The 12,234-nt window shown below is 58.2% G+C and carries 20 protein-coding genes; 16 read left to right on the top strand and 4 right to left on the bottom strand.

The window, feature by feature from the left end; translation table 11 throughout:
* Position 1 precedes the first annotated feature (1 nt).
* Both WIN67_RS10425 and WIN67_RS10420 read left to right on the top strand, forming a co-directional pair.
* Positions 2-442 carry a phage tail protein gene (locus WIN67_RS10425; protein WP_339071168.1) on the top strand — a complete coding sequence of 147 codons (441 nt, stop codon included), beginning with the start codon at positions 2-4 and terminating at the stop codon, positions 440-442.
* Positions 439-1,743 carry a phage late control D family protein gene (locus WIN67_RS10420; RefSeq protein ID WP_339071167.1) on the top strand — a complete coding sequence of 435 codons (1,305 nt, stop codon included), beginning with the start codon at positions 439-441 and terminating at the stop codon, positions 1,741-1,743. Before WIN67_RS10425 ends, WIN67_RS10420 begins: the two co-directional genes overlap by 4 nt.
* 9 nt (positions 1,744-1,752) lie before the next feature.
* Here WIN67_RS10420 and WIN67_RS10415 read toward each other — a convergent pair whose 3' ends face one another.
* Positions 1,753-2,211: a hypothetical protein gene (locus WIN67_RS10415; RefSeq protein ID WP_339071166.1), complete on the bottom strand. Its 459-nt coding sequence runs from the start codon at positions 2,209-2,211 to the stop codon at positions 1,753-1,755.
* Between the two features lie 83 nt (positions 2,212-2,294).
* Positions 2,295-2,702: a helix-turn-helix domain-containing protein gene (locus tag WIN67_RS10410; RefSeq protein WP_053157208.1), complete on the bottom strand. Its 408-nt coding sequence runs from the start codon at positions 2,700-2,702 to the stop codon at positions 2,295-2,297.
* Between the two features lie 101 nt (positions 2,703-2,803).
* On the opposite strand from WIN67_RS10410, the gene WIN67_RS10405 reads away from it, so the two are divergent.
* Together WIN67_RS10405 and WIN67_RS10400 are read left to right on the top strand one after the other, a co-directional pair.
* Complete coding sequence (locus tag WIN67_RS10405) at positions 2,804-3,052, top strand: hypothetical protein (protein WP_339071699.1); 249 nt, start codon at positions 2,804-2,806, stop codon at positions 3,050-3,052.
* 40 nt (positions 3,053-3,092) lie between these two features.
* Positions 3,093-3,566, top strand: a complete 474-nt coding sequence (locus WIN67_RS10400) for a YmfL family putative regulatory protein (protein WP_339071165.1) — start codon at positions 3,093-3,095, stop codon at positions 3,564-3,566.
* A 13-nt stretch (positions 3,567-3,579) separates the two neighbouring features.
* Here the strand turns inward: WIN67_RS10400 and WIN67_RS10395 are convergent, their stop codons facing one another.
* A complete protein-coding gene (locus WIN67_RS10395) occupies positions 3,580-3,801 on the bottom strand; it encodes a hypothetical protein (protein ID WP_053157205.1) in 222 nt (73 codons plus the stop codon).
* Between WIN67_RS10395 and WIN67_RS10390 the strand changes: the two genes are divergently transcribed.
* The 12 genes from WIN67_RS10390 (at position 3,800) to WIN67_RS10335 (ending at position 11,027) form a co-directional block, all read left to right on the top strand.
* A complete protein-coding gene (locus WIN67_RS10390; RefSeq protein ID WP_339071164.1) occupies positions 3,800-3,991 on the top strand; it encodes a hypothetical protein in 192 nt (63 codons plus the stop codon). The genes WIN67_RS10395 and WIN67_RS10390 overlap by 2 nt on opposite strands.
* Before the next feature lie 2 nt (positions 3,992-3,993).
* Positions 3,994-4,284, top strand: coding sequence for an ogr/Delta-like zinc finger family protein (locus WIN67_RS10385; protein WP_339071163.1), 291 nt, complete (start codon positions 3,994-3,996; stop codon positions 4,282-4,284).
* On the top strand, positions 4,281-4,652 hold the full coding sequence (locus WIN67_RS10380; RefSeq protein WP_339071162.1) for a hypothetical protein: 372 nt from the start codon (positions 4,281-4,283) through the stop codon (positions 4,650-4,652). Before WIN67_RS10385 ends, WIN67_RS10380 begins: the two co-directional genes overlap by 4 nt.
* Before the next feature lie 76 nt (positions 4,653-4,728).
* Complete coding sequence (locus WIN67_RS10375; RefSeq protein WP_339071161.1) at positions 4,729-4,962, top strand: hypothetical protein; 234 nt, start codon at positions 4,729-4,731, stop codon at positions 4,960-4,962.
* Between the two features lie 12 nt (positions 4,963-4,974).
* Positions 4,975-7,695 (top strand): bifunctional DNA primase/helicase, encoded by a 2,721-nt coding sequence (locus WIN67_RS10370; protein ID WP_339071160.1) that lies wholly within the window; start codon positions 4,975-4,977, stop codon positions 7,693-7,695.
* A gap of 51 nt (positions 7,696-7,746) precedes the next feature.
* Entirely contained in the window at positions 7,747-7,875 is a 129-nt protein-coding gene (locus WIN67_RS10365; RefSeq protein ID WP_256674751.1) for a hypothetical protein, read from the top strand.
* Positions 7,876-7,926: 51 nt separating this feature from the next.
* A complete protein-coding gene (locus WIN67_RS10360; protein WP_339071158.1) occupies positions 7,927-8,223 on the top strand; it encodes a hypothetical protein in 297 nt (98 codons plus the stop codon).
* A gap of 69 nt (positions 8,224-8,292) precedes the next feature.
* Complete coding sequence (locus WIN67_RS10355) at positions 8,293-8,880, top strand: hypothetical protein (RefSeq protein WP_339071157.1); 588 nt, start codon at positions 8,293-8,295, stop codon at positions 8,878-8,880.
* Positions 8,877-9,866, top strand: a complete 990-nt coding sequence (locus WIN67_RS10350; RefSeq protein ID WP_339071156.1) for a phosphoadenosine phosphosulfate reductase family protein — start codon at positions 8,877-8,879, stop codon at positions 9,864-9,866. The genes WIN67_RS10355 and WIN67_RS10350 overlap by 4 nt, the downstream gene beginning before the upstream one ends.
* Positions 9,863-10,114 (top strand): hypothetical protein, encoded by a 252-nt coding sequence (locus WIN67_RS10345; RefSeq protein WP_339071155.1) that lies wholly within the window; start codon positions 9,863-9,865, stop codon positions 10,112-10,114. Before WIN67_RS10350 ends, WIN67_RS10345 begins: the two co-directional genes overlap by 4 nt.
* A 14-nt stretch (positions 10,115-10,128) precedes the next feature.
* Positions 10,129-10,755, top strand: coding sequence for a hypothetical protein (locus tag WIN67_RS10340; RefSeq protein WP_339071154.1), 627 nt, complete (start codon positions 10,129-10,131; stop codon positions 10,753-10,755).
* On the top strand, positions 10,752-11,027 hold the full coding sequence (locus tag WIN67_RS10335; protein ID WP_339071153.1) for a pyocin activator PrtN family protein: 276 nt from the start codon (positions 10,752-10,754) through the stop codon (positions 11,025-11,027). The genes WIN67_RS10340 and WIN67_RS10335 overlap by 4 nt, the downstream gene beginning before the upstream one ends.
* Here WIN67_RS10335 and WIN67_RS10330 read toward each other — a convergent pair.
* Positions 11,002-12,153 carry a site-specific integrase gene (locus WIN67_RS10330; protein WP_339071152.1) on the bottom strand — a complete coding sequence of 384 codons (1,152 nt, stop codon included), beginning with the start codon at positions 12,151-12,153 and terminating at the stop codon, positions 11,002-11,004. The two genes, WIN67_RS10335 and WIN67_RS10330, sit on opposite strands and share 26 nt — an antisense overlap.
* Positions 12,154-12,234 lie beyond the last annotated feature (81 nt).

Here is a 12,234-nt window from a genome sequence, read left to right as displayed (position 1 = left end):
CATGATGCTTGCCCTTGGCATGTTCGTTTTCAGCCTGCACACGCTGGCCTACCAGGAGCTGCAACGCCAGACCGACTGGCGTCACGCCAGCAACAATCGTTTCGGCGCACCACCCGCCCGGCAATTCCTCGGACGCGGAGAGGACACCATCACCCTTCCGGGGATACTGCTTCCTGAGCTGGCCGGCACGGTGCTCAGCCTCGACGCACTAAGGCACATGGCAAATACGGGCAAGGCATGGCCGGTGATTGAGGGCAGCGGACGAATCTACGGCCTCTGGATCATTGAAAGTCTGAGTGAAACCAAGACCATTTTCTTCAGCGACGGTACACCGCGGCGAATTGAGTTCAGCCTCACGCTCAAGCGTATCGACGATGACCGGATCGACCTGTTGGGCGCAGCTACCAGCACGGGCGTCAACATTCTCCGAGCTCTCCTATGATCGATGCTGCGATTGCCCGCGTAACGGCTTACCTTCGAGATACCACCGAGCAGTACCAGCGCGACGCGATCTATGCCGTTCCTGCGTTCCGCATGACCGTGAACGGCAATGACATTGCTCAGCTGATCAGTCCCCGACTGTTGAGCCTGGACCTGACCGACAACCGAGGAATCGAAGCCGATCAACTCAGCATCACCCTCAGCGATCACGACGGTCTATTAGCGATCCCCCCAAAAGGCGCAGTGGTGCGCCTCTGGCTTGGCTGGAGCGACACAGGCCTGGTTGACAAAGGTACCTACACCGTCGACGAAACCGAACACAGCGGCGCCCCGGATGTACTGAGCATCCGCGCTCGATCAGCGGACCTGCGCAAAGGGCTGAAGACCAAGCGCGAGCGCAGCTGGAGCAACAAAACCCTGGGGGATATCCTCGGCGATATCGCCGTAGGCAACGGCCTTACAGCGACAATCGCCGGCGCACTCGATGGACTCCCCATCCCTCACCTGATTCAAGCCAATGAGTCCGACGCCAACTTGATCAGCCGCCTGGGTGAAGACTTCGACGCGGTGATCAGCGTCAAGGCCGGCTGCCTGCTGTGCATTCCAGCGGGTGGAGGCAAGACAGCCAGCGGCCTGGATCTGCCACACATCACGCTGACTCGCTCCGACGGAGACTCACATCGTTATCTGCAAGCCGAACGCGACAGCTATGACGGGGTTCGGGCGTACTTCTACGACGTGAACAGCGCGAAAAAACAGGAAGCCATTGCCGGAGGAGGTGAAAACCTAAAGGATCTCCGTCACACCTACAGCGACAGGCAATCCGCGCTACGTGCTGCCCGAGCCGAGCTCAATCGACTGCAACGCGGAAGCGCAACACTCAGCTACACCCTGGCCAGAGGTAGGCCGGATCTGATACCCGAACTCACCTACACCCTCCAGGGCGTGAAAGCCGAAATTGACGAAATCATCTGGTATGGCGGCAACGTGCAGCACACCCTCAGCGCAGACAGTGGCTACACCGTGAGCCTGGACCTGGAAAGCAAGCTGCCAGAGGACACGGTCGAAGGCTTGGCCGAAGAAAACCAACAGGACTACACAGGAATCATCGCCTACTACCGCGACGAGAAAACCGGAAAAGAGAAGACCAGGACGGCCGGTGACCAGAAGAAACCCAAGCGTCTGCTGTGGCTTTACGCCAACAAATACACTGCAAAACGTGCAGTTGATCGGGAGTGGAAGCGGCTGCAGGCGGCGAAAGAGGAATCAAAAAAACCCGCAAAAGGCGGGTCCGCGTCTTAGACAACTGCGTTATTCGGCGAACACAGAAATGGTCGTGCTGCCCCCGTCACGGACGAATGCCTGACATTCAAGAGCGAGATCGTCTTCCTCGATCGTTGCAATTTCCCCATCGTCCTTGAGGGCCCTACTACGGCATTGCTTCGATGCTTTGACGATACCAGTGGCAGACCGAGAGGAAACCAGACTGCCAGCCCGACCGACCAGGTCGTAATACTGCGAATCAGGTTCGGGACCATCCCAAGTGATCGCGAGGTTAGGTTTTCCGACACCACAGCTAACTGACAGGGTAATGTTCGGGCCGTCCCGATATTCAGTAGTGCGATTGCCTTCGGTTTGCCTGACTTGGGTCAGGTGACGTTCTTGCTTGAGCGCCACCAGGATACTGTCACAGGTAGCCGCGGATGCAGATGCAGAGAAAGTCAGCACCGCCAGACAGACGCCCGCATTTAAAAAAAGACTCACTTTCATAACCGTCCTTAGCTTTATCGCCGACTGCTGCAACTGGTGCCCCGAGCGTCCCCTCTGACTGATCCGAACTTAATGGATGCAGACTATGCCGGCCGTTTAGTGTCAGCAAGAGATTCAGTCAATTCCTTGAGGCGCTGCTCGACATCCATTAAACGTTTCTTTTCCTCAGCAGCGCTTTGTATCTCTCTTTTTCCGGCCTCTCCAAGCGAACGAAACAGCTCGAGAATGGCCTCCTCCTGCATGGTCGTGGTTTGAACGCCAGATGCCTCACCACCTTGGCCCGGGAACATTGACCCCTCCCCAGTAAGCAGCCAGTCAAGACTTATACCCAAATGAGTGCGAAACGCTGTCATAGCCTTTGCATTGGGCTCGCGCTCGTCCAAAAGATAGTTTTGGAGCGTCCTGTAAGGGATGCCTACGACCTGAGAAGCCTCCTTTATGGAGAGGCCTTTCTCGTCGAGAACATTGCGCAGGCGCTTAGCTATACTCATTTTTTCATATAATCCGTTTGACATACCCATTTAGGTGCATATACTGCGAACAAACAGGTACATCTTAACCAACTAGGAACACTCCAACCATGAGCGAAGCCATGGAAAAGCGCCAGATTCAGGCACGACTGATCGAGCGAGGCAGCAACTTCCGCCAGTTCGCCCTCAGCCATGGCTACGAGGTGCGAACCGTGACGCAAGTAGTTCAACGCTGGGCGGGCCACAAAACGTTGCCTCGTGGACGGCTGACCTTCCAGATACTGCGGGACCTGTCCCGAGTGATTGGCAAAGAGGTTTTACCCGGAATCCTCGCTGAAAACGCCGAACCCCCCTCCGTACCGGCTCTGTAAATGCACTGTAGGGGCGATGACTTCAAGGAGAAACCAGAAGATGAAACGCCCGGTTCTAGTGACCAAACGACAGGTGATGAGTGCGGTGATCTGCGATTACCCCGGCGGTCGTGAGTGTGCAGCCGCACGTCTCGGCTACGAACTCAAGAAGTTCGACAACCACGTTTACGAGAACGCCGGCAGCCGTCCGCTCAGCGATGAACAGATACACCTGCTGGAACAAGACTCCCGCACTACTCATCTGCCCGAGTACATCGCAAGCCTCTACGGCGGCATGTTTGTGCCCCTAGCCAAGCCCGAAACTCTGGACAACATCGACCTTTACAGCCGCTCCGTGAATGCCGCTGCCAAGCGCGGCTATGTCGACCAGATCATCGCCAAGGCCCTGGACGACGGCGTTATCGAGCCTGGGGAGGCCGAGGCCATCCTAGCCGCACATCAGCGCTATATGTCGGCACGACATGCCGAGGTGCTGGCCACGATTCAACTACACAGCAAGGCAGGTGCACGTTGAAGACGGTAAGGCATCAGCCCTTTCCCAACTGGGATTTGATTTCCTTCAAAGCGGTAGACACATCGTCGACAGCGAAACGTATGTCTTGGCCCTTAATGGCCCGTCCGGGTTCGGAGCCAGTCAAAGTGGTGTGTGTTGCCTCTCGGAAGCCTTTCATGACTTTCAACAGAGCCTCACACCGCTCGTTCAATCGACGCTCCAGCTCTTCAACTGTCCTGTTTGGATGAATTGCCATGAATGATCTCCTTGAAAATGAACGTGAAAATCTGCTCCAGCTTTTGGCAAAAGCCCAGCAGCGGCTAGACACCCTAAAGGAAACCGTAAAGACGGCCAACGGAGGCCTTGCGGGTACGGAAATCCGTATCGCAATTGGCGACGCAATCACACCGTTGAGTGTTGCCTTCGAAATTGCCGAGCCCCTCTGAGCATGAGCACCTACAAGCTTGTCTGCCCGCACTGCCTCAGCCGCATGCGCATTCGTACCAGCGAGGGCACCCACATTTTCCTGCGGGTGGCCTACCTGCAGTGCACCAACGAGGCCTGTGGTTGGTCAGTACGCGCTGAATTCGAGATGACCCACGAGATGAGCCCCAGCGGCATGGCTAACCCATCCGTGCACCTTCCCGTCGCCGACATCGCCTTACGCCGTGCGGCAATGAAGACGGCCAACGATCAACCCGATCTGCTCGACCAAATGGAAATGGAGTGTGCGCCATGAATCACGAACACCTACCCCATGACTACCGCAGCAGCATGCAACGTGCGGCGTTTGCCTATCTACAACGACATGAAGCGCAGTACCTGGTGGATTCCGACAGGCTCTACGACAACTGTGTCCGACACCTGACGACCGCCCTGGAAGTGCCGCTATTCATGGCTGAACAGCTGGTGCACAACGCCTGGACTGAGCTGCAGGTAATCAAGCAGCGCAAATGGATTGGTGTCGATTGGGGCTCCGTTCCTGGCTGCAAGGTCGTGCATCTGATCGATACCCGAGCCGATCTGCGCTACCCAGTCCCGGCAAGGCTTCTGCCACAGACTCTGCTCACCCAGCGCGACTCTGCTCTCAAGCCGCACCCTCGATAACGCCCTTTTAAAACACCCCGCCCAGCCCCGTTTCCCGTGGGTTTGGGTGAGCTTTGCCCGAAATCTGAGGTGGACCATGGAAATCGACATCGCCATCACCGCAAAACTGCCCCGCGACCAGGCGGAAGCCCTGCTTCAAGCGCTCCGAGCTGACTATAGCGCCCAGTTCAACGAGCACTGGTATGACGACCGCTTTCGCATGATCCCCGAAGGCCTGCGGCACGGCTCGCTGCTCGTGGCCTTTCCGGTCATGGCTGCGCAAAAACGCCTGATTGGCGCCCTGAAACATAGTCTCGACGAAGCGAAGTAAGCCACGATGGAAATGGAACATAGGCTGCGAGCCGAAGTCATCCAGCGCATTGAGCGGGATTACCAGCTCAAGCACATGCCCGGCACCAACTACATGCGCAAGGGTGTTTGCCCTGCGCCAAGTTGCGGCCAGAAGACCCTGTACACCTTCTACGACTCGCCCTGGACGTTGATATGCGGACGGCCAGAAAAGTGCGACCACCGCGTCCACGTAAAGGACATCTACGACGATCTGTTCAACGACTGGAGCAAGACCGCTCCGTCGACACCGGATAACCCGATTGCGACGGCACGCGCCTACCTTGAGTTTGCACGGGGCTTTAAGTTTGAGCTGATCGCCGGTTGGTTCACTCAAGAAAACTACTGGGACAGCCGCCTCAACATCGGCAGCGCCACAGTGCGCTTCCCACTTGAGAAGGGCGGCTACTGGGAGCGCCTGATCGATCGGCCTGAACGATTCGGCAAGATGAAGGCGCGCTTCCGCCCCACCGGCGAGGGCCAGCCAGGTTATAAGGGCGTCTGGTGGTGCCCACCAAACCTGGATCTGCTGGAAGTCGACGAGCTCTGGATTAACGAAGGGATATTTGACGCCATTGCCCTGGGACACAACGACGTCTCGGCCGTGTCCATGATGTCCAGCGCCCCCTGCCCTATCGATTCCCTCAAGGCGTTGGTCAAACTGCGCCGCGACGCTGACAGACCCCTTCCGCGCCTAGTGTGGGCGCTCGATAACGAGCCAGTCGCCAAGGCCAACATGCGCCGCTGGGCGAAGGATGCGCGCGACCTGGGCTTCACCTGTAAGGCAGCAGTGATCCCCCAGCCCAATGGCAAAAAAGTCGATTGGAACGACCTGCACCTGCGCTGGAAATCTATCGAGGGTGAGGACGAACGAGCCGAACGTATCCAGCAAGACCTGGAAGAGGCCCTTCACCAGGGCGACCTGCTGCTTGCCGATTCCGCTGAAGAAAAGGGCTTTCTCATCTACCTGCGCGACGAGCGCAAGGAATTCCACTTTTCGTTCCGCAAGCGCCTGTATTGGTTTCGTCTGGACCTTGAGCGGTATGACCGCGCCATGAGCGATCTGGAGAGTTCAGAGCGCCATGAAGACCAGTTGCTCAGTGATCAACAGCGTCGCTACAAGGCGCTGCGCCAGTCTGGCTCCGTGACCAGCATCGCCAACTGCAATTTCCAAGCGCTGTACTACATGCGCAACGACCTTACCGATGAGGCCTGGTACTACTTCCGCATCGAGCGCCCTCAAGGGGCAGTCATCAAAAGCACTTTCACGGCCAAGCAGCTCACCTCAGCGCCTGAGTTCGCCAATCGCCTGCTCAACGTCTCCAACGGTGCAATGTTTGAGGGCAGCGCCCAACAGCTGAAGCGGATTCTCGCGCCCCAGCTCGATTGCCTGAAAACCGTGAACACCATCGAATGGATCGGCTACAGCCGCGAGCACGGAGCCTACGTCTTCAACGACCTCGCCTTCTTCGGCGGAAAGATCCAGATGCGCAACAAGGAAGACTTTTTCGACCTCGGAAAGTTGAGCATCAAGTCCCAGAGCCAGTCGCCGGTGCTGCACATCAATACCGACCTCAACACCTACAACGAAGGTTGGTTCGATATCTACTGGCGCTGCTTTGGCGTGCAGGGTCTGGTAGTGCTGGCCTGGTGGCTGGGAGCCTTGCACGCCGAGCAGATCCGCCAGATCCATAAATCACTGATGTTCTTGGAGCTGGTAGGGGAAGCCGGTTCGGGTAAAACCACCCTGGTGGAGCTGTTGTGGAAACTGGTCGGCCGTACCGACTACGAAGGTTTCGACCCATCCAAAGCGACCGCCGCAAGCCGTGCGCGCAACTTCTCGCAGGTCAGCAACTTACCGGTAGTGCTGATTGAGTCAGAGCGTGAGCAAAAGGAAGGCCAGCCAGTGAAGCACTTCGACTGGGACGAACTGAAAACCGCCTACAACGGCCGCAGCGTTCGCTCTACCGGCGTCAAAAACAACGGCAACGACACCCACGAACCGCCCTTCCGCGCCGCCCTGCTGATCGCGCAGAACAACCCGGTGAACGCTTCGGAGCCGATCCTGCAGCGACTCTGCCACGTCCACCTGACCCGGGAGCACCACACCCCGGAAACCAAGCAGTTCGCCGAGCAACTGGAGCGCATGCCGATGGAAAACATCAGCGGCTTCCTGATCAAGGCACTGCAACGCGAAGCCAACACCATGCGCCTGATGGAGGAAAACACCTCCGGCTACGAGCAAGAACTGCTGGCCCAGCCCGGCGTCCGTACCGTTCGTATCGCAAAGAACCACGCCCAACTGCGCAGCCTGGTGGATGCATTGGCAGACGTGGTGCCCCTCGGCGAACACCGGAAGGCCCTAGCACACGCCGAGGTCAACCGCATGGCCCTGGAGCGCCAGCAGGCCATCAACGCCGATCACCCGACCGTGCGCGAGTTTTGGGACCTGTACGACTTCCTCAACGGCATGGATGAGAAAGGCGCGCTCAACCATGCGCGCAAGGACGGGTTAATCGCCGTGAACCTCAATGAATTCGTCGAGATGGCTGCCAACAAGCGCCAGCAGGTGCCTGCGCTCAGCGATCTGAAGCGCCTGCTGAAAACGAGCAAGTCACCCAAGTTTCTGGAGTCGAACAAGGGCGTCAACTCAGCCCGGTTGCTGGACGCGTTCGACAAACCGAAAACCGTTCGCTGCTGGGTATTCCAGCCCTGAACCCCATCACCGAAGCGCTGCAACGCTTCGGCACCCCAAAGGAGAAGCACCATGCAAGACGACAACGAACCGACCTTGAGTGACAACGCGATCACGTTGACCTGCAGCGCCGCGGCGCTGGCTGTCCTGATCGTCCTGGGCAACCTCGCGCCGGACGTACTGCTGGCCATCGTCCGCTAACCCAACCGCCCAGGTGCTGCAACGCCTGGGCACCCCCAAAGGAGAAGCACCATGCATATCAAGGTCATCAAAGGCGCTAGGGCGACGGGAAAGACCCGCCAACTAAGGCAGATCGAGGAGCAGCGAAACGCGCAAGGAAAGCCCACCAGCATCATCCACGCGGATGCATACGCCCAGGCGGGCCTGCTTTCGATCATGGAAGTAAGGATTGAGCGCGGAGAACGCACATTGCTCGTGGATGACTGCTCCCGCCAGCAAATCGACGAAGTATTGAAGTGGCAGACAGCTCACGACGAGAACGATGGATTGAAGGACCTGGAAATTTTCCTTGTTCGCATCGCCGGCTGAATTATTTCGAAAGAGTGGTGCCGAGGGGCTGCAACCCCTCGACACCGACCACCCCAAAGGAGAAGCACCATGCAAGTGAATCAACCCGAAGGCGGCACCGCAGAGGCTACCACACCGCGCTACGACACCATCGTCATCTGTCGATCCACTGGTCAAACCATCCCGCAGGAAGTCGAGGGCGGTGAAGTAGTCGCCTGGAGCCTTGGTCACGGCCTGGCAGCCATGGATGCCCTGGAGGAGTTCGTCGATGACCTGGCGGCCGGCAATTGTCGCCAACCTGCGCACCTCACCCAGGGCGCCGCCGACGCACTTAATCTAATGCGTCGCCGGCGTGCCATTGGCTGGGAGGCTGACGAACCTAACAAACAGTCGCCAGCAGACTGGCGTGCAGCCGTAGCTCTAGCAGAAGCGACAGCCCGCAGGGTGTTCGGCGAAAACAACGACGACACAATGCAGGCCATCGACTACATGGCAGGACTGCTGCTGGCATGTGAGCCGCAAGCACAAACGACAGTGCAACAGAAGCCGTTCATGTTCACTCAAATGCAGGCTGGCGACGTGCTGGATTGGACACAAGACGCGGACCTGGCCGAAGCATGGGAGCAAGAAGGCCATACGGTTGCCAAGCTCTACATTAGCCAGGGAGGTGCAGCATGACCACCCACAACATCGTCAGCCTCAGCGGTGGCAAAGACAGCACCGCGACCCTGCTTGTCGCGATTGCCCTAGAGACGCCAAACCTCCAAGCAGTGTTTGCTGACACCGGCAACGAGCATGAGTTGACCTATGCGTATCTGGACTACCTGGAAAAAGCCACGGGAATCAGGCTCACTCGGGTTCGGGCCGACTTTACCAAGCGCATCGAGGGCAAGCGTCGTTTCATCGAAACCAAATGGCGCGAGCAAGGCATTTCAGAAAGCGTTGTCCTGGCGGCTCTTGACGTGCTCCAACCCACTGGAAACCCTTTCCTAGATCTGTGCATCTGGAAAGGCCGCTTCCCGAGCCGCAAGGCCCAATTCTGCACTATGGAACTGAAGCGGGACCCGATGCTTGAACAGGTCATCATGCCCCTGATGGGCAAGGGGGACATGCTCATAAGCTGGCAAGGGGTACGTGCGGACGAATCGCTAAACCGCCGCTACCTGCCCGAGTGCGACGAAGTGGGAGGCGGTCTCTTCAACTACCGACCGATTTTGAAGTGGGACATCCCAGCAGTATTCGAAGCCCATCGATACATGGGCATCAAACCAAACCCGCTGTACTCCCAGGGTATGGGACGAGTTGGCTGCATGCCCTGCATAAACTGCCGCAAGGATGAACTTCGCGAGATCGCCTTGCGGTTCCCCGAGGTGATAGACCGCATTGAGCGGTGGGAGAGCATCACGCAACTAGCCAGCAAATACGGTGCGGCAACCTTCTTTGCTGGATCAAACGCAAAGCACCCCAGGGGCTCGATCGCGGGACTGAGCGCTGCCGAGATAATGGAAATTGCCTGCATCCGCCAGGCCGTGGAGTGGTCCAAGACGGCCCGAGGCGGAATCCAATTTGATCTGCTCATAGAAACCGATTCATCCGCCTGCTCCAGCGCCTACGGGCTCTGCGAGTCCACCTGGGAACCCGTCAACATTAAGGGGGCCGCATGAACGTCTTCCTTTTGCTGTACCTGTGCACCAGTGCCGCCCGCACGGATTGTCAGGTGATCCCGGTTCAACGCTGGATTGGGCCTGACTCCTATCAGCAGTGCGGCACCGCCGCCGGACAACTTACGGCCAGCCTCACCGACAAGAACCGCAAACGGCTCTATTTCATATGTGACATCCAGGATGCTGGCGACGTGGGTGCAGCTCAACGAATCGAACTGCGGCTGACACGCCAATCGTTTCTGCTTTGAACTGGAGGCCCACAATGTCTGATCTTTTCTATCTACAGGACAGCCGCAGCAACGTCGGCAGCCGCGCCATGTTCTGGAAGTCCGGCGGCGGATACACCTCGAACCTGGACGAAGCCGAGCAATTCACTAGCGAGCGCGCGGTGAAGCAGTTCGAGAGCCGCGACACCGACCTGCCCTGGCCCGCAGCGTATGTTCGGGCACGGGCGGAAATCGGAGTTGACTGCCAGTACCTGACCCGGTCTGAAGCCGAGGCCTACCGTAACGATGACGGCCGTGTGTATGTGGCCTACGCACGCACCTGGGACGGGAACGACCTCGTCTGGCTCGGCGGGAAAGGGCCAACCGCCGACCTGGAACAGGCGATTCACCCAGGGGCATCAGATGCTGTCGGGTATCGGTCGAAGGAATTTGAGCTATGGCCATGCGGCTACATAGTTGAGCGTTCGCGCCCCGTCGTTCGGGCCTCGCTGCTCGATCACAAACAGGCGCTCCGGGCTGCTGGCCTGCGGTTGCCCAAGATCAAGGTCCAGCGCACAAGGAAATACAGCAACCTCACCAACTGCGACGGCTGCGGCCGCTTCCTCAGCGAGGATCAGCGATTCGACGACTGCCCGAACTGCGGTGCGAGGAATGCACCATGAACACAGCCTTTATTCTGATGGCCCAATACGACGGTCAAGCGATAATCTCGCTGGAACAGGTTTGCCGGGATTACTTCACACACCTAACGCCGGAAATGTTCCAGCGCAAGGTGCTGAATGGTCAGATCAAACTACCAATCACCCGCCTAGAACCGAGCCAGAAGTCGGCCAAGGGCATCCACCTCACCGACCTCGCCGCTTACCTAGATCTACAGCGCGCGGCCGCGGTTAAAGAGCACAACCAGCTCAACGGGATAAAACCCGCCTACTGAGCCACTTCATTGATGCGGCGCCCAGTTGGACGGGCGCCCTCAACATCTTCTCGTGCCATTCCCATCCCACATAACGATCACCCTTCCCGCGCAGGTGGGTGTAGCGCCTCATCGAGTTCCAATCCCTATGCCCTGAAACGCTCGCAACACGTGGGATATCCCAGTCCATTTCGAAAAGACGACTGATGCCTTCGTGGCGAAGGTCATGGAAGTGCAGATCTGCGATGTTCAAGAACTTGCAGGCTTTGGTCCAGGAAGTGGAGATAGATTCAGGGCTGTAGGGGAATATGTCGTCGCCGGCCTTTGGCATCGTCTGGAGAATCTGCCACGCCTCGTCCGGCAGGTAACACCAGACATCGTTGCCGATCTTCTGCCCGGGGTTCTTCATGTCGCGCACCAAAACTCGCTGACCATGCTCGTCGACGTCGGCCCAGCGAATACGGGTTATTTCATCCAGCCGGCGCGTAGAGAACAGGGCAAAGCCCACGACTTTCAGCATATTGATGACAGTTGGGCGCCTCGCCTGCATGTCTTGGTAGTGCGTCAGCACCCTTCCCAACTCGTCCAAAGTCGGCCGGCGGTCGCGCTCACGGCTTTTCAGGTTGTAGCCCAGCTTGCGTAATACGCGCCGGGCGCCGCCCATGGCGAGCGGGTCTACTTGGTACCCCCACGCATCCTTGGCAATTGCCAGAACAGCGCCGAGGTGCGCCAGGTCATTGCCGGCGGTTTGAGGTTGAACCCCACCGCCCTCCTTGCTCATCCGCCACAGTGCGAAATCGACCAAGCACTGGGTATTGATGTCCGTGTCGGTCAGCCCGCCGAGGTACGTCTCACCGATGGCATTGAGGGTCGCGCGCTTGGTCTTACCCAACGGCCGGGCTTTCTCGACCTCTACCAGGTAGCGTTCGGTCATATCTTTGAGCGTGGCGCCCTTGCGGCTTGCCCGCTCGATCGCGCCAGGTTCATCGAGCTCCGACTCGCGCTTACGCGCCCAGGCCTGAGCGGCCTGTTTTCGGGCGAAGGTCTGGCTCTCTTGGTAAACTTGCACTCCGTCGCGCTTGATGCGGATCTGAGCCGTGTAGCTCACACTCCCATCTGCCAGTTTTCTTGCCCTGATAGTCGCCATATCGAAAGTGGTACGCGTCAGTTTTTGAGTGGTACATCGTACCACCGAGCCTTAAAAAACGCCTGAAAACGCCCGAAAAAA

This window comes from Pseudomonas idahonensis (assembly GCF_037903935.1).
Taxonomy (GTDB): Bacteria; Pseudomonadota; Gammaproteobacteria; order Pseudomonadales; family Pseudomonadaceae; genus Aquipseudomonas; species Aquipseudomonas danubii.
This window is presented reverse-complemented; position numbering and strand designations above follow the sequence as displayed.